The sequence below is a fragment of the Pararhodobacter sp. genome, from assembly GCF_034676075.1.
Lineage (GTDB): Bacteria > Pseudomonadota > Alphaproteobacteria > Rhodobacterales > Rhodobacteraceae > Pararhodobacter.
On the sequence record NZ_JAUCCQ010000003.1, the window covers coordinates 120,648 to 144,994 of the forward strand.

Sequence of the window (24,347 nt, forward strand, 5' to 3'; positions counted from 1 at the left end):
GATTGCAACCTCTGTTAGGCCGACATCACAACTATGCGCACAGGGCTCCGTCGTTTCTCAACAGGACTTTGTTGCCCTGTCGAATGTGTTAAGACAGGGTCACGCTCAAGTCTCGACGCGAAGTCGACCCCTAGCACTCCACTTATTTTCATCGCTATGAACAATATCATCATTCGACTGCGCGATCTTTTCTTTGCCTGCATCGCGATCCTCCTGCTCTCGCCATTGCTGGTCGGGACCGCGCTCTTGGTCTGGCTCAAGATCGGGCGGCCGATTTTCTTCCGGCAGGTGCGGCCGGGCCTGCATGGCAAGCCCTTCCAGATGCTGAAGTTTCGCACCATGCGCGACGCCATCGGCCCCGATGGCCAGCCGCTGCCCGACAGCGAGCGCCTGCTGCCCTTCGGCAAGTTCCTGCGCGCCACCTCGCTCGACGAGTTGCCGGAGCTGTTCAACATCCTCAAGGGCGACATGAGCTTCGTCGGCCCCCGGCCCCTGCTCATGGAGTACCTGCCGCTCTACACGCCCAGGCAGGCACGGCGGCACGAAATGCGGCCGGGGATCACCGGCTGGGCGCAGATCAACGGCCGCAACGCCATCACCTGGGATCAGAAGTTCGAATACGACGTCTGGTATGTCGAAAACCAATCCTTCTGGCTGGACACCAAGATCTGTTGGCTGACCATGATGAAGGTCTTCCGGCGGTCCGACATCAATGCCCAGGGTGAGGCGACGATGCCGAAATTCCAGGGCCCCGGCTCATGACCCACCTGATCGGCGTCTATGGGGCGTCGGGCTGCGGACGGGGGATCATGCCGCTGGTTCGGGCGGAACACCCGGGCGCCACGCTGGTGTTCATCGACGACGGCCAGGCGCCGGGTTCGGTGAACGGCCATGCCATCACCGATTGGGCCGGCTTTCTGGAGCGTCCGGCACGGCAACGCTCGGTGTGCCTGGCCATCGCTTCGGGCCGGGTGCGCGAGACGCTGGCAGGCAAGTGCGACGCTGCGGGGGTACCGCTGATCGGCGCCCGCGCGGCCTCGGTCGTGGAGATGGACGAGGTGCAGATCGGCGAGGGGGCGTGTCTGTCACCCTTCGTCACGCTGACCTCAAACATCCGCATCGGGCGGGCGTTCCACGCCAACCTCTATTCCTACATCGAACATGATTGCACCGTGGGCGATTACGTCACCCTGGCGCCGGGCGCCAAGGTGAACGGGAATGTCACACTGGGCGATCATAGCTATATCGGATCGAACGCTGTCATTCGGCAGGGGCTGACCATCGGCCACGCCGCTGTGGTCGGCATGGGTGCGGTCGTCACCCGTGACGTGCCGCCGGGCGCGACCGTGGTCGGCAATCCGGCCCGCATCTTGAACAAAGGCTGATTTTCCATGCGCATCTATTTGTCCCGTCCGCATATGTCCGGTCACGAGGAGGCCCGCGTGGCCGAGGCTTTCGCCTCGAATTTCGTGGCGCCCCTTGGACCGCAGCTCGACGCGTTCGAGGCCTCGATCCGCGATTACCTCGGCGGCGGGCTGCATTGCGTGGGCCTTTCCTCGGGCTCGGCGGCGCTGCATCTGGCGCTGCGCATGGCCGGGGTCGGGCCGGGGGATGAGGTCTGGATTTCCTCGATGACCTTCGCCGGCGGCATCTTCCCGGTCAATTACCTGGGTGCGACGCCGCGCTTCTTCGACCTCGACCCCAAAAGCTGGGCCATCGACACCGCGCGTCTGGCCGAGGAACTGGCCAAGGCCGCGGCCGAGTACCGGTTGCCCAAGGTGATCGTGCCGACCGACCTTTACGGCCAGTCCGTCGATCTGGACACGCTGGAAGCGCTGGCCGGGCAATACGGCGTGCGGCTGATCGTCGACAGCGCCGAGAGCCTGGGCGCGACCTTTCTGGGCGGGCGCAAGGCGGGCACCGGCGGCGATGCCGCGATCCTGTCCTTCAACGGCAACAAGATCATCACCACCTCGGGCGGGGGCATGCTGGTCACGCGGCACAAGGACTGGGCCGATCAGGCGCGCTTTCTTGCCACCCAGGCGCGCGATCCGGCGCCCCATTACGAACATTCGACCTTTGGCTACAATTACCGGCTGTCGAACATCTGCGCCGCGATCGGCGTGGGGCAGATGCAGGTTCTGGACGACCGCGTGGCCCGTCGCCGCGCCATCTTCGAACGCTATCGCGCCACGCTGGAGCGGCCCGGTATCGCCTTCATGCCCGAGCCCGAGGGCTATCGCTCGACCCGCTGGCTGACCACGCTGACCGTCGACCCGGCCGAGACCGGCACCGACCGCGAGGCGATCCGCCTGATGCTGCTGGAGCACCAGATCGAATCGCGCCCGCTGTGGAAGCCGATGCACATGCAGCCGCTCTATGCCGGCGCGCCCTATCACGGCATCGGCATCGACGAGCGGCTCTTCGAGAGAGGCCTGTGCCTGCCCTCTGGCAGCGACATGACCGACGAGCAGCAGGATGAAGTTGTCGAGCGCGTCGTTGGGTTCCTGGCAAGCCGCTGATCGCCCGCTTCACAGCAGAGTTGCCCTTCCTCTTGGCATTGGCGCAGTATTAGCGTGTTGACTAGCCACTGAACTTCCGTTCAGCCACGACCAGAGTCCGCCCGAAGGAGAGGGCGGATTATGAGTAAGGCACGACGGACAGAGGAACAGATCATCGGCATTCTTACGCAACATGATGCCGGCATGCCAAAGGGCCGCGAAAACTGCTCGTGGACAGTACCGGTATCAAGTTTCTTGGCGATGGCAAATGGCAGGCGCGCTGGTCTGGCCTTCAGGGTCGACGCCCGTGGAGCAAGGTGCCTCAGGCAGTGGACACGGCCACTTTGGAGATCAGAGCGGCAAGGTCTACCTCCAGCAGCGATGACGACAGCCCCGTGCTACCGCAACTGATCGGCCAGCTCGCCGCACCGCCTGTGACGGCGGGCTGTGCCTACGTCACCCAGCAGGTGCCACACCGCCCTCAGCGGCCGCAACGCCACCGCGATCATCCCGATCCACAAGAACGGCCGACCATGGGGACCGCTCGGCGGCCCGGGCACGAAACGAGACCCTTCGTGCCACGCGGCACCATGGCCGGGTGTTGTGGAAGCGGTGGACCGGATACCATGCCCGAAGCCGGATCGAGGCCAAGATGCGCTGTCTCACTGCCTGCGGCGGGCGCGTCACCGCGGGAGACCCAAACCGCCGAAATCCAGCTCCGCGTCGCACTGACGAACCGCGTCGTCGCCCTTGGCACCGCCGAGATCGTTCGCGTCGCCTGACGCTGACGGGGAAAGGGGCCGTCAGCGTCAGGCGTCCGTTGCGCAACACCGTTATTGTCCCATAAGCTTGGAGTAGGCTTCACTTCGGAGAGCCGTTGTCCAAGCTGGCCTCGTCGCAGGCGTTGTGTTGGCTTCCGGCTCAAACGGCAGAATGAAGCCGTATCCGGGCTTTCGAGGAAGCAAGCCGCATTGTTGCGCAGGACGGTTCTAGAGCTATGCTACCTTGCGAAGGGAGGGAGCTTCCTATCATGTCCCTCCCCTTCCACCGCGAAGAGAGGCGGGTTTCCTGGCCGATCCGTTCAGTGGCACTGTGTTGGATGGCATCAGGTCAACCGCGGCAGGACCGGTGAGGGGTTGGGTGGGTTGATGGGGTGGGCTTGGGGTTCTGGCTGTTACGTTGTGTTTTTGGAACGCAGAAGGCCCCGCTGGAGGCGGGGTTTTGTGTGTTTTTTTGGGGGTTTGGGGAGTGTTCCGGCGGTCGTGGCGGGGGGATCGCGGAGCTGGAACGCATGAAGCGCCCCTTGGGGCGTTTTTGTTTTGTTTGGGATTTGGTTGCGGGGGCGTGCAACCAACGATACTTGCGATTGGTCGAACGCCAAATCCCCAAACTCGCTGCTTAATGTAACTCATTGGCGCCGCTTGGGAAATCCTGCTTTCGAGGTATTCATGCCTCGCATTTAGCAGCAGAGACCGGTCAGTCCCCGAACAGAGCGACAGCCGTACTAGTGACTAACTGAACAGCGCCTCCAGCGCTGATCTGTGCTCCGCATGCTTGACCAGGTTATCCCTCTTCAGCTTCTCCAGACCGGACGCGCTCTTAACCCACAGGGTTCCCTTCCCGCTTACTCTAATCGACACATGTCGCCGATCTCGCCGCCCCGCCGACGCCTGCTGGGTGCAGCGTTCCTCAAAGGCGCCGGTCGACCGTTAGCTCAGCAAAGCTCTTACGATCATTACGGCAGGCGAGATCACCCGCTGCTATCCAAGCGCCTCGACCAAATCACCTGTCTCAAAGTTCAGCAGGAACTGAGCATAGGAAGCATTAAACAGGTCGGATATATATTCGGTTACTTCAACTGGATCGGCTTTCTCGGTGCCGCGGGATATTTCGTAATTCCGCGACTTGGTGATGCTGAATAGGAACAAAGCGTGGAAGTAGACCGCACTGATGTAGCGATTCCGACCCAGTTCGATTGCCTCCTCGGATCTGGCCTTGGCGTTGAAGTCCCGCAGCACAGTGCTGTCGAGGTTGATGAAGACGTGCGAGAGCTTGTCGCCTTCTTCAGCGAACGGAATGACCACCGTGCCGTTCCCCATTTCCTGACCGCTCTGGGATAGCTGTTCCCAGGATGTTGTTCCGTCGCGTCCATCTTGACTGCAGAGGACCGGCTCTGGCAACCCCGGCAGCGGTTCTGACTCAGGAATTTCCTGAACGGTCTTCCTCTCCGGGTCGGTGACCCGAACGATGACGGTCTCGATAAGTTCTCCGGTCGGCGAAGATAGCGCGGCGGTCATTCGGACCGCATCTCCCACCTTCATCGTTCCGCTGGCTCGCACGCCCACCTTTATCGTCCCATCAGAAGGGCTGGTTCTGGTCACGGTAAGGCGGTCCACCTCCTGTGTCGGCTCGGGAGTTCCACCACCGCTGGCGCCTTTGGCGTCGGGTCCCAGCATAGTCACGGTCATGCTTCCCGGGTCGTCGCAGCGGTCGAAGTAATCGTTCTCGACGTCTGTGGCAAACGAGATCGTGCGGCTCCCGCCCAGTGGTAGGTGGAAGAGCTTGACGCCATCCTGGACGGCATCGCCGCCCTTGACTTGGAACGCAGAGGGATAGCGTTTGGGATCGAAGGACGGTGCATCCCGCTTCTCGCGCTTGGGTCGACCCCTAGCCTCCTGCCTAGGCTTATCCGTATCACCACTGTTTTCGACGGGAATCGAGAAACTCTGCTGCAGTATCCGCGTCAGCGCGTCTTTAATAGGCAGGTTCCGCGTCATTCGCCTGAGCATGCTGCTCGTGTTTGCGTCATCGACGCTGAAGCTGGATCGACGCTTCTTCGCGATCTCCTTCAACTCGCTGCTCGACAGGATTTCGCGCAGGCGCTTCCGAAGCGCCTCGGCGGTATCGCCGTCCTTAAGGCGATCGCGGGAAGCCATGAACAGCTCATTGCGCACGCCAAGGTGGAGTTCGGTGCAATCCACCTGAACAAGAACATAGTCCTTCATCAGCGGCATCTTCAACGCACGCGTGATGAACTCTGAGGTGTAGAAGCCATGAACCTGACCGTTCAGGGAGAACACTACCGACATGTTGTTTTTGAAGAACTCGCGCTGGATGTATTCCTTGGTCTCCTTGACCCCCTGTCCGCGCGATCGCGCCTTGAAGACGAAGACGGTTATGCCGAGCTGACCCAGCTCCGCCGACTGGTCGACCTGCGAGAACCTTCTCTCGAGCACTTCGTCGTTGTTCTCGAGGCGTCGTCTCTGCCCTACCACCACCGTTTCGAGCGCGTTGTTGTTGGGATAGCGCTCCTTCTTATCGACTGTGTAGAAAGGCAGAGCCGGTTCGAAAAGGTATTCGTGCAAGCTTTGATTGAGATCGCGAGAGATGACTGTTCGCGTGCCCGAAGGTAGGCGGTATGAATAGAGCTTAAGGAGGGATCCAGTCGTGAACACCCGCTCGTGCAGTCCGACGTTGAGTTCATCCACCTCTATCGATGGAATTCTATCGTCCAGCACCAGATATTCGTACCAAGTATTCTTACGCCCCGCGCGCTCGGCTAGTGCGGGGGGATGGCGCCGAAGCAGGGTAAAGCCGAGCGGGTGACTTCCGTCGAAGCGCTTGCTGGCGATCAGTTGGAAGCGTAGATCGCCGCAGAATGCCAACGCGCCGGCACCGCCCATGTTGTACTTGCCCTGCACAAAGTGAACATCGTTCTTGTTACCCCGCAGCAGCGAAAGGAACGTCTTGGGAAAGTCCTCCGGCGCCTGACCGATCCCATTGTCGTAGATGAGGAGGGAAGTGTCGGTCCTTGGGCCGCTGGCGACGATCTGCAGTTCATGGGCCTGCTTCCGCCTAACGTCGCCTAGGTCCCAGTTGCGATGCTCGGGAAAATATCGATCAAGCGCCGCTTGCACGCTCTGTGGCGCATCTGCCGACCGAATGTCGATGCCGTCTTGCAGCACCTTCTTCTCGAGGATGGCGTCGATGCCGTTGGTGACCTTCTCGACGAGCGCCGGCACCGGATTGGCTTGCTGGTTCTCGACAACCCCATAGAAGGCTTCGTTGTCGCCATAGGGGCGCCACTTGGTGGAATCGGTCGACAATCCCTCGGCATCGAGCAGCGCCTGGACCTCGACCTCGGTCCCGGCAGCAAGCAACATTTCAAATAACCTTCGCACAAGCCCCCCAGACCATCGACTAATACTGTCCGGAAGTCGCCGATCCGACGACTTCGGTTATCCGCACCCTCTTCGGGATTTGCGACCCTGAGATCAGCTCCCCGCCACCATCTCGACCTGCAAACCGCACCAGTTTTTCGCCGCCGTCAACTTGTCGGAAACCATAAATTTCGCCCCTAGGTCGATTTCGAATTTGGCGCCACTACAGAGGGCTGTTCTCACGGCCTCCTGCGTCCCTCTGCTCCGCAGACCTTTGAGTGCCGTTGCATCATCTTTCGACATCTCTCCAAGGTCGATGTCCTCGAGCTTCGCAAGCAGATTTTCCGCGACGGCGCGATGCAGCGAGATGCGCGCTACGTCGGACCCGCCGCGACTTGGATAGACCTCGCAAGTACGCATTTGCACCTCACCAAGATCGATCTCGTGAAGCTTACTGTCACTCTTGCGGATGAGGAGTTGAAAATGGCCGTCCATCCGAATGACGGGTGCCACGGCAAGACCTACTCGCCCTAGGTTCTCGAGCACCTGGTTTTGGAGGTCCTGAGCGTAAAGCGGGCGCAAAGTGCCGCAGTAGCGCAGATCTTCGAGATTTTCCCGTGTTGCTAGATTCTTAAGCTTCCACTCGATGCTGTATTGGGATGCGTCTAGGATAATAAAATCGGAGAGCGATGATTTTGGAGCATTGTAGGCTTGCAGACCGCCCTCCACCAACAAGAAGCGATCAACAGATCGCTTGCCGTTGCGAACGATAAGATCGCAATCAGGGGTGAGCAGCGCCCATATCTGATTCGGAGGGCCGTCCGATTTAGTCAGATAGAGATCTCCCATGCGCATATGCGCCGGATCTAGGTTGGTGTCGATCCGTGCCCGGTGATATAGTTCAGCAATCTTTTCGGTCCGTCCGTCGTAAGCTCCTTCAATCAAGTTGGCATGCTTGTCCAACTTGTCCCGCGTTGGGCGCTTCGTCTTGTCTGCCGTCAGTAAGCCGATCGACCCCAGCAGGCACTCTCCGAAGAACCATTCAAGGTAGTCGAAAAGGCTCAATCCCTCCTGAGCGAGGCGGTAGTTCACCAGATAAGCGAAGTCTTTGAGCTCAAGCTCCTCGATTTCCTTACGCATGTTGCCGACTGCACTCTCAGAGTGAGTCAGCCACAAGAGCAAAGCGCTGTGGAGTTGCAACCCAAAGGGATGCGATTGGACGATATCCAGAAGGATGTCTGCTGCCGGTCTTATCACGCCCACCGGCTCTTTCTTACCCTTTGGAGCGTCGGCCGGTAGCTTTTCGACACGCACGTCGGATTTCCGTATGAAGCCGAAACGGCTGGCAAAAACCTTGCCCTTGTTGCCGGAGGCCTTTCTTCTATAGGCAGCAGCCTCGGCCTCTACATCCTTGGACGACATGAGGATGATCGATGGATGCTTGTCCTTAGCCAATGCAGGTTTAAGGATCTCATCCAGCCGAGCCAGCGAAGCTCCTGTTGCTTCCTCGGACTCTGCGGCAGTTGGCGCTTTTTCAGAAGTGATTGTGTCAGCCAAGTAGTAGTCCGCGAAAACGAGATCGGGGATCGGGTCATTAGCCTCGATCATACCAGACACTCTCCCATAGAGCGTAACGTCTACCTTGCAACGGTTCAGAAGTTCGAGAAGTGGGTCGACATCCGCGAGGTTGTTACTCTGCTTGGTCTTGAAGATCATCGTCGGATCGAATCTGGGATCGCGCGTAACCAAATACTTCCGGTGAAGCTTCTGCAGTAGCACCAGTAGCTCCTCGCCGGTCCAGCTCTGCGATTGGATATGCTCCATGGCAAGTGCGGTCACGTCTTTGGTGACGCCTACCTCGCTCAGAATCTCGACCGCCTCTTCCGTTTCAAGAAAGTCGTAGAGGGCGGAATAATCGCTCTCGTTGAATTTCGGTACGTCGAACGCATCGTCTAGAAGGGCAATGTTCTTTATGCCGCTCGCCTTGATCGCATCCCCGAAGCGTCTGTCAGTGAGCATCATTCCCCCCCCATATCGATCACAAACATGCTCAATCTACCTTCGCGATGCAAACCCGGCGTCTTGTCCATGTAGAGTTGCCAGTCGTTGTATTCGGCCAGTTCCCTCGAAATGTACAATCCCAACCCGCGCCCCTGTCCCGCCGGTTTGGATGTTATGAAAGGCTGGAATATCGTTTCACCTCTCGCGGGGTCGACGCCGGGGCCATTGTCCTCGACCGTGACAACCCGAGTCTCCGCATCAATCGACACTTTGATCTGGGGTTCGAAGCCGTTCTGATATCGCGACTGCAGCTTGAGCCAGTAAGTGGCATTGGCGATCAGGTTCTCAAGTATCTGGATGAACATACCTCTCACCGCCTTGACGATGAGACGTCCCCTCTCTGGTTTGATCACTTGGATGTTGTGGCGCTCGAACTCGTTCTCGTGCTGTTGCAGCACGTATTCGATCACTTCGGACACATCGAAATTGGTCTTCGTCTGCCGACGCTCGCCCGTCAGTTCGTCGAAGGCCGAAACGCGCTTCTGCAATGTGACGAGCTGGTCCTCCAGCGCCCGCAGAGCCGACTGCTGCTGACTTGCCCGTGCGTTCACCAAAGCCGTCATTGTATGACGAACAGCACGGTCGAGTTCATGGAAGATGAACTCGGTGATCAATCCAATGCCAGCGAGGTGCAGCAACTTCTCCCTCTCATCCACGGATTGAGCAACCGATTTGTCAAGCTTTCGCACTGCGGCAGCACACTGCGTCACGAGCGTGTCGACGGCTTCACCCAGACGATTCCCCAGACCAATCTGGTCAGGGCCCAGATGCATGCGTAACTCGTCCAGCACAGTTTCGACGTCATGCTGAGACTGACGGAAATCCATAGCCGCTTCTTCGGCTTCCCGTTTCTTTACAGTCTCGAATTCATCGGCTTCGTTTATCAGGCCCCGCAGTTCGACATGCAAGATGACCATCAGCATCTTCCGAAGGGCGCTCTCGGCATCAGACTCGATCAGTCCTTGGCGGTTGGTCTGCTCGCTAAGCGCCAAGTGAGAAGAGTGGATCAGCACCCTGCCCAAGACTTGCTGTCGATTGAGTTTGAAGCCCGACTCACCAAACGCATTGCGGTCGAGAGCGAGCCAGTCGTCGCCCGGCTCGCCATAGGGAAGTATTCGGAAGCCGTGCCGGTACAGCATCGGACCGCCGGACCATTGTGCGATTTGGTCGCGGGTTTCCTGTTGCTTGTCTGTCAGCCCTTCGATCGCTCTCACGACGGCACGATTAAACCAATACACGTCAGCCTCGAACGGCCCCAAGTCCACAAGCGCATTCGACCTGATCAAGATGTTCTCGAATGCGGCGTGCCCGCGTTTCCCTCGACGCTTTGAGTCTCGCTGCGCCATGGAGTAGATCTCGACGCCACGGAATCGAACCGAACGTGCTTTATTTCGCAACTGATAGTTTAAGTCGGCTTCGAGCACCGGCTCTTCGGTCTTCGGGTCGAAATAGAAGCGGATATTGCAGGTGGCATGTGCGGCATCTGTGAGCTTCTTAGGTACACGGGGTATCACGACGCGTGCACCGTTGTGGCGGACGACCAACAACTCGTTCGCCTTGGACGTAAACGGGTCGATCGTTCTGGCAATTTTTCCTCGAATGACGTCGTCGAAGCGACCCGGCGTCCAGTCGGCATTCAAAGCAGATATTCGGATGGTCGTGCCGCTCGCTTCGGGATCGCTCTTCATGCGCCCCTTGATGGGCTCGACTTTGATTTCCTCAAGCGGCGTTTCGCTGTCGTGTGAGAACAAGGACCAGTTGATGCGGAGGCGCCCCCAAAAAGGCTGCCCAGCCGTGGTGGAATGCACCAGCAGTCGATCACCCAGACGCATGGTCGACAGACGGCCGACGCCTTTGTCTCCGAGATACTGGGCTCCCTTAATATTGTCGCTTCTCCTCGAACGCGTACCAACGGTAAGGAAGACCTCATCGAGATCCCGTAAGGACATGCCCTTTCCGGCATCGCGGACTTCGATCCAGTTGTACTGGGAATAGAGCGAAACGAGGGCCGTTAGAAACCGAGCGCCTCTGGATACATTGCGCTCGAGGCTCGCCAGAAAACGCTCCATTGCCTCTCTGGGAGCCGTGGACACCATGCCCGCGCGAATCTCCTTCAGAACTTCCTTCGGATCTACTCCTTCCGCCAGTTTCTCTAGTGCCCGGGAATAGACACTATGTGGAAGGATGACCTGAGCTTCGATTTCGATCTTGCTGAGAGGAGCCTTGTGGGAGCCGGCGTCGACCGAATTCTTTATCAGCTCGTAGAGTGCGACTTCGTCCGAACTGATCAACTCCTTCCCAAGTTCGAGCAATGTACGCGCAGCGAATCTAAAGGCCATCCAACCAAACCCTACATCATCCTGACCGTCAGCGCAGTCACCCACTGATGACCACGATATCTTAAGTAATTCGTCTAGATCGTCACCCTGAAACTGATGCCGAGCAGATCATCGCAATTCTGCTTTAAATCGAACAGACCAGACAGCCGTCCCTGAGATGCGCGTCGTCCTCGGGTTCCAAGCCGCCCAAGGTCTCTACGAGCGATCTATTGCCTCTCTTGGCCTTCTTACGCTCTTGGGCGATCTCCCAGTCCTTCTTGATCTTGGCGACCCGCTCTGGCTCCATCAGCTCGCGCAGTGGCTCGTTCCGGACCCAGTAGAACTGTTCGCCGAACTGCACCGAGCGCTCCTCGTACTCCATGGCGAGGGCGAAGTAATTGGGATGGGTTTCAAGCAGCCTGACCCATTCGATCTTCTGCTGGTAGAAGCAGAAATAGCATCCCGACCGCGAACGCCCCCATTCCATGTAGGGCGGCAGACCAAGTCCGGAGTCCTCGAGAATGCGGATGATGTCGGCACGGACCAGACCATCGTCCTGGAATGGATAGACCGCGAGAATATTGGGTTTCGTGCTGATGTAGCCGGTCCGGTTCTCGTCAGCCCGCAGGCCCACGTAGTTCACCACTGGGCCCTCGCCGACATAGTCCTCGAACGGCTTGAGCTTGAGCATCTTCGTGCACCAGCGCCGATGGTTCGAGGGCAACATGCCACGATAAACCGTGAGCCAGTGGTCGAAGCTGTCGACAGGCGTGGTGCGGACGATCGGCTTGCCTAGGATCGCTTCGAGCCGGGCGATGTAATCGTAGGTCTCAGGCAGCTCCTTGTCAGTGTCATGGAAAATGTACTCGATGTCAGATACCCGATCACGCAGGTAGATGGCCAAGGCAGCGCTGTCCTTGCCTCCACTGAGGCTCAGGATGTGGCGGACCGGCTGGCCCTCGAACAACGATTCCATGTCCGCAGTGTATTCAGTCATCGTGCGATCCCTGACAACATCGTCGCCTCTTCATGGGTCTCTGTCTGCTTGGCCAGCTCTCTGAACAGAAGGTTGGCCAGGAACTGGATGCGCTTGGCGTCGCCTTGAGGCAACGTCTCGGCCATCTTGTCCAACAGTGCCTGCTCGTGCTTGCTCAGTCTAGCATCGCTCACGACATGGACGTAGTCCTTGCCATCGGGAAGCGTCAGGTTGACGCGGAGCGCGTCCTTGGAGACGGTGGACGTGCCCGTACCGAAGGCAGTGGCCTCGACCTTGGCGAAGAGCTCGGCCAAAGCGCCCATCTCCTCCATGAATCGCGGCTCATCCGCGGGCGACCACCTGGATGGAGGCTTGGCAACGACGAGACTGGCGAGCGATTCCGCCCACGCGTCCTTGGCAAGCCCTGAGTCTCGGAGACGAAGGGCGAAGGCGCGTAGCCTCGGCTCGCGCGCCGCGACCGACACGCCGGCCGCACGTTGGGCAAGTGCGTCGCGATCAAATTTGGATGTCTCGTCGCCCATGGCGATCGCGACGGATCCGATGATGCGTTCAAGGAGTCGCGCATAATCGGTCTGCAGTTCCGATATAGCCTCGCTGAGCCGAAGGACGAACTGCTCGGCCCGCTCCGCCGTCGCTGGCGTCGTCAGATCGAATTCAAGCAGCCCGCAGGCCTTGGGCAACGACACGAACATCAAGGTGGCGGGCTCGGTCGCTGTCAGGAGCGCATCGCGGACCGCGGCGGCGGTCGGCTCCAGCTTGCGCGACTTGCGCGTATACTCTGGAAGCTTGGCCGCGAACTGGCTGAGCTTGGTGACTATGTCGAGGAGAACAGGGCGACGATCGGTGACGTCGCGCACGAACGCGTCTGCCAGGCGGCCGAACACTTCGGCGCGGACGCCTTCCACGCTGCAGTACTGGACTTCGAACGTCGCCGGAGCCTTAGTCAGGCGCATGAACTCCAGCGCGCCGAAATTCGCGATGAAAGTCCCGGTCTCGTAGAGCGCCAATTCGTGGGCGCGCATCTTGAGGACGGTGGCGAGAAGGAGGGGCGACAGTCCGTCCCGAACGCCGTAGGGCGGACGTCGCAGATCGTCGAGGATGTCCTTCACCGAGACTCGCCCCCCCATGCCCTGGCGGATCAAGAAGACGATCCGTCTCATGGCAGGGAGCAGGCGGAGCGGATCTTCGGCCGAAGGTTCTCTCAGCTCGAAGCCGGACCCCATATCGACGTGAAGACCACCCTTGGCGAAGATGGAAAGGTACATGGACTTCTCAGGGGGCGCCTTGTTCGGATCGATCCCCATAAGTGGGGTGCGGTCGTGGCGAAAGATCCCTTCGATCAGCCTCATGCGCGCTGAAGCGGCAGCGCTGCTGATGGTGGTCTTGTTGACGAGTTCGTTGGCGACCCGTGGAGCGTCGGAGAAGCGATCGTCGCAGATCCGCGACAGTTCATTGACAAGGCCGCCTTCGATCACCAGGGGCTTGCCCACATGGAACCAGTCAACGTTGCGCGCGGGCGACCGCCGCAATGCGGAGATCGACGAGAACTGCTGAGCAAGGCTGCGCTGTGCCTCGTGGAGCTGGCGGGACACCTCTTCGGCCGCAAGTCCGTCGTCGGACAGTTCGGGCGTATTATCCCTGACCCATTCCCAGCATCTGACCGCAAGCACCTCGGGAGCGAGGAATGCTACCGACCGCGTCACGCCGCAGACCAAGCGGTCGTTCGCAGCGGTCAGGCGTTCCGCGGTGTCAAGGGCCGCCCGCTGCTGCTCGGGGGAGTTCGGCAACACCAGCAGCACCGTGCCATCGGCTGCGCTCATCACCGACATGGCATCCTCGGCGTCTTGTGATGCCGCATGGCGCAGGTCGAAGTAGCGCATGGTGCCGCGCTCGAGATAGTGGCGTCGGGCCAGCAACGTCTCGCTAGGCAAGAGTGTTGCCATGTTCGAGGCGACGTCCTCGATCGGGCCAACGGCCCGCAATGCGTTCTGATATGCGCTTCCAAGATTGACGCTGGTGTTCGGCCAGAGTCTGAAACCGGTGCGCGCGCCGCGGTCAAATAGTATCCCGCTCGAGAGCAGCTGCCCCAAGGCGTCCCTGATGGATTCCTCTGGCAGCCAGGAGAAGCAGGCAACGAGTGCCCCAGTCGTAGGCAGCAAATCGTCCGAATCCAGGAGATTGAGCAGTCCGATCACCTTGAGCAGCCGGACTTGCAGATCCGGGAGCTCGCGGTGCGCGTCAATCGTATTCACGATACGAAGCCACTGGTTCTGATAGCTGTGACCTGCCAGTCGATGTCCAAAATTGGCGCGGACATAGTCGTAAAGGTCAGCGAGCGAGTACCAGCCTTCGCCTACGGCCGTGGCTTCGCTGAAGCATTGCAGCCCATATGGTTCGTTGGACAGGAGAAAGCCGAAGAGCGAGCGCTCGTTCTGCCCGAAGCGCGCGAAGAAACGCACCAGAGGCGGAAGAAGCGTCGGATGGAGCGGATAGATCGTGGTCGCGTCCATCGTCGCTGCGCTGGCGGTCTGGCCGCCCAACCACCCCATGGCCCCAGTGGCGCGAGCGGCATCGCGCGCCTGCTCGACCACGCCGGCGGGGATGGCCCCAACCCCCAGTGCGCCCGCGATCAGCGCTGCGGTATGGGCAAGCGGCTGATCGAAGACGATCTCCTCGAAGCGGCCGGCGACCTTGCCCCACTCGTGGCGGGCGGCGACCGGCAGCCTCTCCGCATACGCATGGAAGCCTTGATGCAGCAGGCCGACGACGATGAATGGCCGGTTTCCGCTTCGGGAGGCCATCTCTGCCAGCCGCTGGAGCAGGAAGACATCCTCGGCATCCGGGTTCTGGGCGGCGTACTCGAGGAGCTTGCCCAACTCGTCGATGATCAGCAGCACGCCAGCGCCTTCCGCACTCGCAGCGTCCCGCAGGGCGCCGACCACCTCGTCCACTGCGAACGTCGAACGGCCTTCAGATCCGGCGTCGAGCAACGCGCGGATAGAAGCGAGCTGCTTCTTGGACAAGACATCGCCCCAGGACGACAGGCCATTACGCACGCCCCGCTCGATGGCCTGGGCAAGGCCCTCGCGTGCGCCGGTGACGAGCATGGGCAGCAACGGCCTGTGGTCGGCCTCTTTTCCATGGCCGATCGCCCGCGCGATCTTGTCTACATCTGCGCCGCCATTGCCGTCCAGGAGACGCGCCAGCATCAGAGCGAAGGACGACTTACCCACGCCGTAGTCGCCGGTGACGCGCCAAGCTCGCTGCGCCGACCCGCCCTGAAGGCCCTTGAGGATGCGGGCCGATGCGGATGCCATGGCCGGAGTGATGACATAATGCTCAAGCGCATTCGGGTCGTCGAAGTCGCGCTCGAGCTGCACGGAGCGATAGAAGCGCGATGGCACGTTGAAGAGCTGGGAGAGCTTAGGGCGATCGATATCGGTCACTGGCTCAAACTCCATACACACTTTTAAGGGTCGGTGCGGCGCCCTCCCGGAAGACCATACCCTGCACCGCCGAAGGCTGGTATCGTAACGAAGCACCTGGCCGACGCGAAATGGCTTCCAGCCGCTGCCGAACATCGTCCTCGGTCAGCTTGAACACCTGACCGGGAGAGCCGCTCGCCGTAGCGATGGTACGCAGGGACAAAGTAGCTTCGCCGCTTGCCTGACGGTCCCAGAAATCGCGAACGCAGTACTCGAAGAGGTTGTCAGTGATGTCCGGCTTGGGTTCGCGTCGGAAAGCGTAGACCGTATCCCAGCGTCCGCCGATGTTGCGCCGCTCGCCCGCCGGGACGATTAGGTTCAGTCCCACAAGGGGACCATCGAGCGAATCCTCGACAGCAACCTTGGACCCGCGCGTTCCAATATAGGTGTGCAGGAAGACGTCGAAGTGCTGGGCGAGCGTCACGTCGGAATGATCGTGGCCAAGAGATGTCGATCTGCGGCGGAACGATTCCAAAGCCTCGGTCCGTGTGAACTCCGGATATGGCCATTCCGACAGCATGTGCGCCCATGCAAACAGCATGGGACTGGCGCGGGACGAAACATTCCAGTGGAGGAGCCAGAGCGTGCGCTCGTCCTCGAGATAGGGATCCAGCCCCCCTTTGGCGAGCACGGCGTTCCCGAACTCCGTAGGTTTGTGGCTCCTGTCATCGGAGACCGTAGCCACGCCCATGGTGTCCATCCAGAAGCGAAGCGAGCGCACCATGTTCTTGCCGATACCGAGTTCCACCATGCTGCGCTCGTCGTCGAAAAACATTCCCGGGTCGCACATGATAGCGCGATAGGCCTTGGGCAGCCACGCGTAGCGGCAGGCGAAGGATTCGTGACCCGAGAAGCGGAAAGGGCCCGATCCGGTGCGAATGGCATCAAGCATTATGGCGTTCCAAGCTGGTTCTGACGGAGGCGATCGCCGAAGCGATCCGTTGGGCCGCGTGTAGCACATCTTCGCGGGTCGTGTGGCGCCCCAAACCAATGCGCAGTGCACTTTCCTGCACATCCTGCGGCAACCCCATGGCCTGAAGGACATGCGACGCCCCCTGCGCGCCAGACATGCATGCGGCACCCGTGGAGATCGCCACCTCGTTGCGCAGACGGGCGACGACCAGATCGTTTGGCGCCCCGGGGGCGGAGATGTGGACATTGCCGGCAAGCCGAGGGTCGCTTCCGTTCAGGACCAGATCGGGCACAGCCGCTCGCAGTTCGGCGCGCATCAGTGCGCTCAGCCCGCGAAGGCGTTGCTCCTCAGCCGCGCCTTCCTCCGACATCAGTCGGCAGGCGATCCCCAATCCTACGATGCCCGGGACATTGGGGGTGGCTGCATGGCTTCCAGACAGCCCGTAATTGTTCTCGGCGCGGTAGACCGACGAGATCAGCGCTCCGACACCCTTGGGGGCATGGATCTTGTGGCCGCTGAAAACGAAATAGTCGAAAGGTGTCTCGGAAAGATCAAGCGGGACGCGACCAACACCCTGAGTGGCATCCACCAACATCGCGACGCCGGCCGCTGCTGCGAGTTCGTAGGCCTTGGCCACCGGATAGATCGTCCCCACCTCGTTATTGGCCGCCATCAGGCACAGCAGATCGATCTCGGGCAACAGCCCTTCGATACGGTTCAGGTCGATCGACGCATCTGGCGCGACGTCGATCCATCGAAGCGTCGCCATGCCGAGCCGTTCGGCACGTCGAGCCATGTCTATCACCGCAGGATGTTCCACCCGCGATAGCGCAACGCGCAATGGCGAACCTTCAGCAGTTCCCAAGGCATGGGAGAAGGCGAGCTCAATGGCATGGGTCGAGCCCGACGTGAAGCGCACATCGGCAGGATCAGCGGACAGCAGATCAGCGACTGCATCAGTCGCAGCCTCAATAGCCGCGGCGGCGCGCTCGCCATGAACATGGTCGACGCTATTCGCATTGCCGAACTCTTCTACCATGTGGCGCATGACCGCTTCAGCCACACGCGGATCGACAGGGGTAGTGGCGTGATGATCCAAATAGATCCCGCCCGTTGATTCAGTCATCGGCATGCTCTTTCGGCGGCGGTCCTCTTATGACGCACATTTTCCTGGCAGTGCGCTTGGCTCAACACTTTGGACTTGTTCGCGGGTCGGCACAATGCATCTCATCATTAATGAGCGATTATGACCACACCAGATGAAACCTATCAAGCTGATGAAGTTGCCCTTATTGATGGCTCGGCAGCATAGGTCCAAATCGGCCATTCGCGTATACGCTGCGAAAGGACGCATTCCGCCCCTCGCAGAGTGTCGGTCGGGTGTGCGTTGCACCTCTTGCGGATGACCGCTGTTCGAGGATTGCTGCGACCGCCACGCTGCGCTGTGGTCAGACCGCTTTCCGCCCATCCTGCCTCTGGGCCGGAACCGCTACGAGGTCTGACCCTTAGCCCTTAATTTTACGCGGCTTCCCACACCTGGTTGAGAATCCTCGCCGCAATCTCTGCCTTGTCCTGCGGCAGGAACCGCCCGTAGTGCTGGGCGACCATTTCTGCCGTGTCCTGGATGGCGTAGCTCGCCTGCTCGTAAGAGCCAGTCTGCTTCAGGATATGCGTCGCTAATACGTCGCGAACATTGTGCGGACCGTGAGGCAGGAGGCCCTTGATCACCCCTTTCCCCGTCCAAGGATTGTAGATGCCATAGCGCTGGATCGCTGTGCGCCAGGCCTCGTAGAATGTGTTCTGGCAATAGGCTGCGTTGGTGCTGGTCTTCTTCGCGGTCTTAACGAAGAAGGTGCCAGGATCGGCGGCCGCGCCGATGAGACGTGCCCTGTGATGGGCGATCCAGGCCTCAATCATCTCGTAGAGCTTGCCGAGATCCGGCAAGATCAGCCGGAACGGCTTGGCACCGAAGAACGAGGAATTGGCGTTCTTGAACGCCACCGAGGGGATCAGGATTTCCCAGCCTTGATCGCGCGTGCTCCAGCGCAGCTCGCCGCGCTTCATATCCTCGAGCCGACGCTCCGCGGTTGGAAGGCCGCCCCGTTTGCAAAGCAGGAGTTCACGCAAGTTTTTTTGACGCAGACCTGTATGCAGGCCAATGCGTAGCAATAGGAACGCCCGAACCGCTTCGGCGGCCGAGCGCGGGTGATGCCGCTCATTCGGCATGCGGCGCAGGATCTCCTCGGTGATCTTGCGATACTCACCAACCGGGCTGGAGGCTTCCAGCACCGGCAAGATCGGCTCGAACGGATCACGATGGATGCGCGCCACGCGGTCGATCTCCTTGATACGGCGCCGGGCTTGCTTGTACATCCGGTCACACGCTCCGTCCCAGTCGGCGCGGACCTCAGCAATATCCTGTTCTGAGATCAGGCCGTCGATCACCCGCAGGTTGCCAGCCAAGCATGGCGTCTGGCGCAACCATCCTGTCTCCTCACGGCAGAACGCTGCGGCAATCGACAGCAGATCGATCTCCCATTTGGTATAGAAGCCGCGACGCCGCTCGCGCCATTGGAGATACCAGTCCCAGACCTGCGGAAAAATCATCATGGCGAATGTCAGTAGCCTGGGATGGGCACCAAAGCCCTGAACCTCGCTTTTCTGTGGAGCGGCGAAGGCGCCGAACCAGAGTCCGAAGTGCTCGACTTTCTGGGACGCCGTTTCCTCGCCCCAGACCCCGTTCCGCTGCAAACCGAAAGCCGCAAAGGTCGAGGTCTTGAAGCGCAGGATTTCCGCCATCTCGTCGTTCAGCCGCTTCGGAGCGTTGATGATGCCGGATTCGCCTTCGGCCGTGGCGATCGAAGACTTGCGGCGCGGCCCGGAGGCGCAGGCGAAGCGGACAGCATACCGCTGGCGCATCATTGCTGCCTGATATCGTCGATAGTCAGTCGAGCCGCTGACGATGACATTCCGGACCCAGTCAAGGATCTGCGTCTGTTCCCTTCTGGGCCTCCGGTTGAAGTCATCCGGCAAATGCCAGGCGAGCCGGCGCCGCTCGGCAGGGGCTATTTCGTCCAGGTTGAAGTCTCCCGGAGCCCGTTCAGCTCCTCCCGTCTTCGCCGCGAAATATCCCTCCGGCAGCCGGTAGCGCCGTTCGATCCGTTGAAGGATTTCCAAGCTGATCGCGGACCGTGGCGCCTTCGCCCCCCTACCCCATGTCATCAAGGTGCTGCGATGCACGCCATCTTCGGGCCGCACCACAGCATTGTAGAGATGATAGATAGTTTCGCCATGACGGGAGGCATGCAAACGCAAGGCGGCGCCAAAACTGTCGGGCTCGTCCCATGTGCTTTCCAGCGGCTCCGGGAACTCGACGATGGGCTTCGGCCGTCGTCCGGGTCGTTTACCCTTTCGCACGGAGGACGATGGCGACGGGGAAGCCGGCACCTTTCTGTGTGCCCCCGCAGTTCCCGTTGCCGGCGCTCGTTTCGCCGCTGATTTCGGCTCAGAGCGCAGCCGATACTCGGCAACCGCCCTGGCGACAGCATCGAAGATGGGCTGAAGACTGGAGCGGACATGCGCCAGACGCGAGGCATCCATCCCCAGCCGCTCCGCCAGTATTTTGAGATCCAGACCACTGCCTCGGTAGGGCGGATATTCGTTTCGCTCGAGCAGGTCCGCGAGGCATTCTTGCAATGTGCGCACTTCGCCCGGAGTGAGCAGCGGGGCAAGCCTCAAGTCGCAATACTCCGCGATCCTGCGCGGCGTGAGAGTTGAAGGTGTTGATTTCATTATGTGTCTTCCGATAGTCGCGGGACCGCGTGACTAACGGAAGAGATCAAAGCCCAAAAGCGCCTTCATGCCCGCCTAGCCGATCACGGCAAAGCGTACTCGATTTGAACTTGTATGCCTGGCGCCAACAATACAGCTGCATCGGCGAAATCCCCTAGCACCATGCCAGCGCGGAAACGTTCACGCCAGGCTCAAGCACTGCAGCCACGGCTTGCGCTGTGAACTTGTCCGACAGCCGTCGACCCTCCCGAACCGGGGCACCATCCAAACGCTCGGTCTCGACCTCAAACAACCGCACGCAACCTATCGCAGGTACAAGCGCAGAGCTAAACGTAGGCATGGGATCCCGGCGGCAAACAGCTTGACGAACCTGTCCCAGACCGCCCGCGCTGCTAACCGACAGGCTCTCCTTGCCGCTTTCCGCTAACCGCCGTAGAGCGGTGGTTTATCTCACGGCCACGGTCTCTTAAGTCTGCTAGAAGAGGCGAAAGGCCGAACGCGAGAACTCTACATCTACCCCATCCTTCTGACTCTGCTTTCAGAGCCACTCGAATAATATGAAATGCGAAACCCGTGCGGTCAAGGAGGCCTGAAGTGAACATCGATTATCTAAAGGACTTCGTCTGCCTTTCCGAAACAATGAATCTGACTGTCGCCGCAGATTTACGCGGAACGACCCAGTCCAACTTCAGCAAAAGGCTCAGAAGCCTTGAGATCTGGCTCGATCACGAGCTGATCGATCGCAAGAATCGTCCTATTACACTTACCCCATATGGCGAGTTGTTCATTCTAAAGGCAAAGTCAATTCTTGAGGAGCTACACGACTTCAAATCCAACAAGACTCCGTGGGATTCGTCATCAGGCGGAGTCAAAATAGCGACACCTCATGCGGCCACCCATTATGCACTTCCAAACCTGATGCACATTATCAGAGGGATTTTGCCGAACGCCTTTCTGTTGCCGCGTCTTCAAAATCAGGCGGAGACCGCTGTAATGCTCAGCCGGAATGAATGCGAACTAGCAATCGCCACTCAGCATAAAAGCCTGCCTCTTTCTCAAGAACTGGAAGTATTTCGCTCTGTAGCATTCGATTCGGACAGACTGACAATGGTATTCAACCCTGCCTGCATATGTCCGACCAATGACGTAGATCTTTTTGCACCTCACAGAAACACCTACCTTGGAAAAATTTGGAGCGCGAACAAACCGGCCACCTGCCAAAATCCAGAGATCGGAGTGGGACTCGTCGCTGAAGTGCGCGCACACTGTTTGACCGGCAATGGCATCGGAGTCTTGCCCTTTAGCTTGGTCGAGGCAGACCTGGCACTCGGAAGACTAAAGCAGATCGACCCGTCGGTTGACCTTGCCTACTCTTACCGCCTCTTCTGTGCACCGAAAGCGTCTCCCTTGGCCCGGCAGGTCTGGGACGTCGTTCGGACCCTCGGCGCCGCCATTCCCCAGACTACTTGAATTAGTCATTCAATGACTTGGACAGTATCCGACTGATCAACCTATGATTTCTGCCAAAAACTAAGAGGCAGGAATCATGCAGACCTACATGCCGGCGGCTGTCGGGTGTTCCCATTTTGGGATGCTCGGCACCGCCAAAGCGCTTGTGCGCATATCACTCGCGGTTGTCGGACTGCTCTTCAGCTCTGCTGCAAGCGCGGACGAGTTCGCACCTGCGGTTCGATCCATCTCGGTCTACGATATCCCAAGCCACACAGTGATGCTCGAGCAGAATGCCGACGTGGCCATGCCGCCTGCGTCAATGACGAAACTGATGACGCTCTACATCCTATTCGAGGCTCTCGAAATGGGCAGGGTCCAACTCGAAGATCGCATGGCCGTCTCCGCCTACGCTGCCAACCGAGGTGGCTCCACGATGTTTCTGGATACGCGCGACAACCCCACTATCGAGGATTTAATACGGGGCATCATCGTCATGTCTGGCAACGATGCTGCGATCACTGTTGCAGAAGGCTTGGCTGGAACAGAAGGTGCATTCACGCTCCAGATGAACTCCGTCGCACAGCGGATTGGGATGGAGCACTCTCACTTTTTGAATGCAAGTGGGTGGCCGGAGGCAGGCCATGAAATGTCCGCCAGAGATCTCGGGGCGCTTGCCCTGAGCATCATTGAAGAGTTCCCGCAGCACTATCATTTCTTCTCACAGCCAGAATTTTCCTTCGACAATCGGGCGCCAGCGAACCGATTCAATAGAAACCCGATACTGGGATTGAACATTGGCGGCGACGGCCTGAAAACAGGACACACCGACGAAGCTGGGTACGGCTTCGTCGGTTCCGCGGTTCAAGGCAACCGTCGCATAGTCTTCGCTTTCATGGGAGCGCAGGATGCCAATGCAAGAGCACAGATTGCACGAGACATTGTCCTCTGGGCATATGGGCAGTTTCGGTCAAGACAAGTGCTTCGAGCTGGCGATATTCTTGCTCAAGCCGAAGTGTGGCTTGGAGAACAGCGGACGGTTCCCCTTACAGTTGCCAGCGACGTCACCATACTGTTGCCCACATCCTCACCGGATGACGTTCAAGCTATGCTGTCGTATCTGGGCCCGATAACTGCACCAATCCACGAAGGCCAAGAAGTTGGGCACCTGTCGATTTCATTAAGCTCCGTCGAAACGACACATATTCCCGTTGTCGCGGCCGAAAATGTCCGCATGGGCGGTTTCTCAGTTCGCATCTCCGCGGCCGCGACGGTTCTTGCAAATTTAGCAATGCGTCACACCACAAGCTTCTTAACACAAGAAGAAGAATGAACTTAGGGGATGAAATTATGAGGAGAACTTCCAAATCAAATGGAATCAGCAAGTGGTCAATTCTCTCGTTGACCCTTGTCGCCGCTCTAATTCTACCGACTTCCTCCAGGGCGGACAATTACGCGCATCTTGTTTTGGATGCAAGAACAGGAAGTGCACTTGAAGCGCACAATGCAGACGAGTTACGGCATCCGGCATCTCTTGCAAAGATGATGACGATATACGTGGTCTTCGAGGCAATCCGCGATGGCCGATTAACCTGGGGCCAACGAATTCGAGTGTCCGCAACAGCAGCTAGCCGCATCCCAACGAAGCTCTATGCACCGGCTGGGTCTACCATTACTGTGCGAGAGGCAGTACTCGGAATGATCGTTGTGTCAGCCAACGATGCTGCTACTGCGGTGGCGGAAGAACTTGCAGGCAATGAAGCCGCATTTGGAGAGCTGATGACGCGACGGGCGCGCCAGCTTGGAATGGCGAGCACGCTATTCACAAACGCATCGGGCCTCCCAAGTCGTGCTCAAGTGACGACTGCGCGCGACATGTCGGTTCTTGCCATTGCTCTGCAGCGAGACTTCCCGGAATTCTACCGCTTGTTTTCTCATACAAGCATGACTTTCGCTGGACGAACTCGCTACGGGCATAACCGCCTCATGTCCAGATACGAGGGGATGGACGGAATCAAGACTGGCTATACGGATTGGTCCGGCTTTAACATTGTCAGCGCCGTTTCATACGGGAACAGGCGTGTCATTGGTGTCGTGATGGGGGGAGCAACAGCTCAATCTCGTGATGACCGGATGGCAGAACTCCTAGACAGGGCTATGCCAAGAGCCTCCAATGAGCCTGGGCTACCATCGCTTCCGCGACGAGTGTCGTCGGCAGCAGTCCTCGTGTCCCCTCGTCCACCAGCACGACCATCGCAGTTTGAAACACGTGAAGCCCTTTCGCCGTCGGTCCTAGTTTCCCTGCGCCCCCGGAGACGCCCTGAGGAACTGATGGTGGAATTTGCTATCAGCGCCGCATTGCACGGTCATGCTTCTGCCGATGATGTTCCATTTCAGGTTGTTAGCACGGATCACATCGAAGCCGCGATTACCCAAGCACTTGAGCACCCCTGAGAGGATCAGCGCCTGATGAAGGCGATGCCCAACGACACATTCATGATAGCTGATGCAAGTGCGGGCCTGCTGGGCCCGCGCTTGCCCGAGAATATCAAAAAGAAGGCAACATCAAGAACGAGTGGCCGTTCGTCGAACTCGCTGATGTAATCGGCAGCGGTCTAACAGGCCGCTGAAAAACTCCTGCCTCGACGCCGATGGCGGAACATGATTCACG

Annotated in this window: 14 protein-coding genes and 1 pseudogene; 7 read left to right on the forward strand and 8 right to left on the reverse strand. The window is 59.3% G+C overall.

From position 1 onward, the window contains the following. The first annotated feature begins 156 nt into the window (after window positions 1-156). The 4 genes and pseudogenes from VDQ18_RS02700 to VDQ18_RS02715 all read left to right on the forward strand — a co-directional run. Window positions 157-762, forward strand: a complete 606-nt coding sequence (locus VDQ18_RS02700; RefSeq protein ID WP_323019477.1) for a sugar transferase — start codon at window positions 157-159, stop codon at window positions 760-762. Further along, on the forward strand, window positions 759-1,385 hold the full coding sequence (locus VDQ18_RS02705; protein ID WP_323019478.1) for an acetyltransferase: 627 nt from the start codon (window positions 759-761) through the stop codon (window positions 1,383-1,385). The genes VDQ18_RS02700 and VDQ18_RS02705 overlap by 4 nt, the downstream gene beginning before the upstream one ends. A 6-nt stretch (window positions 1,386-1,391) precedes the next feature. After that, window positions 1,392-2,522, forward strand: coding sequence for a DegT/DnrJ/EryC1/StrS family aminotransferase (locus tag VDQ18_RS02710; protein ID WP_323019479.1), 1,131 nt, complete (start codon window positions 1,392-1,394; stop codon window positions 2,520-2,522). A gap of 179 nt (window positions 2,523-2,701) precedes the next feature. After that, a pseudogene (locus VDQ18_RS02715) lies at window positions 2,702-3,283 on the forward strand (IS5 family transposase); the annotation flags it as partial. Between the two features lie 978 nt (window positions 3,284-4,261). Here VDQ18_RS02715 and VDQ18_RS02720 read toward each other — a convergent pair. From VDQ18_RS02720 to VDQ18_RS02755, 8 genes are all read right to left on the reverse strand, one after another. Next, entirely contained in the window at window positions 4,262-6,664 is a 2,403-nt protein-coding gene (locus VDQ18_RS02720; RefSeq protein ID WP_323019480.1) for a hypothetical protein, read from the reverse strand. Between the two features lie 111 nt (window positions 6,665-6,775). Further along, complete coding sequence (locus VDQ18_RS02725; RefSeq protein ID WP_323019481.1) at window positions 6,776-8,683, reverse strand: hypothetical protein; 1,908 nt, start codon at window positions 8,681-8,683, stop codon at window positions 6,776-6,778. Beyond that, complete coding sequence (locus tag VDQ18_RS02730) at window positions 8,680-11,061, reverse strand: HAMP domain-containing sensor histidine kinase (RefSeq protein WP_323019482.1); 2,382 nt, start codon at window positions 11,059-11,061, stop codon at window positions 8,680-8,682. The genes VDQ18_RS02725 and VDQ18_RS02730 overlap by 4 nt, the downstream gene beginning before the upstream one ends. A gap of 124 nt (window positions 11,062-11,185) precedes the next feature. Further along, window positions 11,186-12,037, reverse strand: a complete 852-nt coding sequence (locus VDQ18_RS02735; RefSeq protein WP_323019483.1) for a phosphoadenosine phosphosulfate reductase family protein — start codon at window positions 12,035-12,037, stop codon at window positions 11,186-11,188. After that, window positions 12,034-15,483, reverse strand: coding sequence for a hypothetical protein (locus VDQ18_RS02740; RefSeq protein WP_323019484.1), 3,450 nt, complete (start codon window positions 15,481-15,483; stop codon window positions 12,034-12,036). Before VDQ18_RS02740 ends, VDQ18_RS02735 begins: the two co-directional genes overlap by 4 nt. A gap of 4 nt (window positions 15,484-15,487) precedes the next feature. Beyond that, window positions 15,488-16,414, reverse strand: a complete 927-nt coding sequence (locus VDQ18_RS02745; RefSeq protein ID WP_323019485.1) for a DUF4007 family protein — start codon at window positions 16,412-16,414, stop codon at window positions 15,488-15,490. Next, entirely contained in the window at window positions 16,407-17,561 is a 1,155-nt protein-coding gene (locus tag VDQ18_RS02750) for a cysteine desulfurase family protein (protein WP_323019486.1), read from the reverse strand. The genes VDQ18_RS02745 and VDQ18_RS02750 overlap by 8 nt, the downstream gene beginning before the upstream one ends. A 392-nt stretch (window positions 17,562-17,953) precedes the next feature. Beyond that, window positions 17,954-20,227: a hypothetical protein gene (locus VDQ18_RS02755; protein WP_323019487.1), complete on the reverse strand. Its 2,274-nt coding sequence runs from the start codon at window positions 20,225-20,227 to the stop codon at window positions 17,954-17,956. A 594-nt stretch (window positions 20,228-20,821) separates the two neighbouring features. On the opposite strand from VDQ18_RS02755, the gene VDQ18_RS02760 reads away from it, so the two are divergent. The 3 genes from VDQ18_RS02760 to VDQ18_RS02770 all read left to right on the forward strand — a co-directional run bounded on the left by VDQ18_RS02760 (window position 20,822) and on the right by VDQ18_RS02770 (window position 24,130). Further along, window positions 20,822-21,697 carry a LysR family transcriptional regulator gene (locus VDQ18_RS02760; protein ID WP_323019488.1) on the forward strand — a complete coding sequence of 292 codons (876 nt, stop codon included), beginning with the start codon at window positions 20,822-20,824 and terminating at the stop codon, window positions 21,695-21,697. A gap of 76 nt (window positions 21,698-21,773) precedes the next feature. Next, complete coding sequence (locus tag VDQ18_RS02765) at window positions 21,774-23,009, forward strand: D-alanyl-D-alanine carboxypeptidase family protein (RefSeq protein WP_323019489.1); 1,236 nt, start codon at window positions 21,774-21,776, stop codon at window positions 23,007-23,009. A gap of 17 nt (window positions 23,010-23,026) precedes the next feature. After that, window positions 23,027-24,130: a D-alanyl-D-alanine carboxypeptidase family protein gene (locus VDQ18_RS02770; protein WP_323019490.1), complete on the forward strand. Its 1,104-nt coding sequence runs from the start codon at window positions 23,027-23,029 to the stop codon at window positions 24,128-24,130. Window positions 24,131-24,347: the final 217 nt, after the last annotated feature.

Excerpts from the sequence above, each read along its gene's own strand:
- VDQ18_RS02700 (WP_323019477.1), top strand. The coding sequence starts at position 157 with ATGAACAATATCATCATTCGACTGCGCGATCTTTTCTTTGCCTGCATC.
- VDQ18_RS02705 (WP_323019478.1), top strand. The coding sequence starts at position 759 with ATGACCCACCTGATCGGCGTCTATGGGGCGTCGGGCTGCGGACGGGGG.
- VDQ18_RS02710 (WP_323019479.1), top strand. The coding sequence starts at position 1,392 with ATGCGCATCTATTTGTCCCGTCCGCATATGTCCGGTCACGAGGAGGCC.
- VDQ18_RS02720 (WP_323019480.1), bottom strand. The coding sequence starts at position 6,664 with ATGTTGCTTGCTGCCGGGACCGAGGTCGAGGTCCAGGCGCTGCTCGAT.
- VDQ18_RS02725 (WP_323019481.1), bottom strand. The coding sequence starts at position 8,683 with ATGATGCTCACTGACAGACGCTTCGGGGATGCGATCAAGGCGAGCGGC.
- VDQ18_RS02730 (WP_323019482.1), bottom strand. The coding sequence starts at position 11,061 with ATGGCCTTTAGATTCGCTGCGCGTACATTGCTCGAACTTGGGAAGGAG.
- VDQ18_RS02735 (WP_323019483.1), bottom strand. The coding sequence starts at position 12,037 with ATGACTGAATACACTGCGGACATGGAATCGTTGTTCGAGGGCCAGCCG.
- VDQ18_RS02745 (WP_323019485.1), bottom strand. The coding sequence starts at position 16,414 with ATGCTTGATGCCATTCGCACCGGATCGGGCCCTTTCCGCTTCTCGGGT.
- VDQ18_RS02750 (WP_323019486.1), bottom strand. The coding sequence starts at position 17,561 with ATGACTGAATCAACGGGCGGGATCTATTTGGATCATCACGCCACTACC.
- VDQ18_RS02755 (WP_323019487.1), bottom strand. The coding sequence starts at position 20,227 with ATGAAATCAACACCTTCAACTCTCACGCCGCGCAGGATCGCGGAGTAT.
- VDQ18_RS02765 (WP_323019489.1), top strand. The coding sequence starts at position 21,774 with ATGCAGACCTACATGCCGGCGGCTGTCGGGTGTTCCCATTTTGGGATG.
- VDQ18_RS02770 (WP_323019490.1), top strand. The coding sequence starts at position 23,027 with ATGAGGAGAACTTCCAAATCAAATGGAATCAGCAAGTGGTCAATTCTC.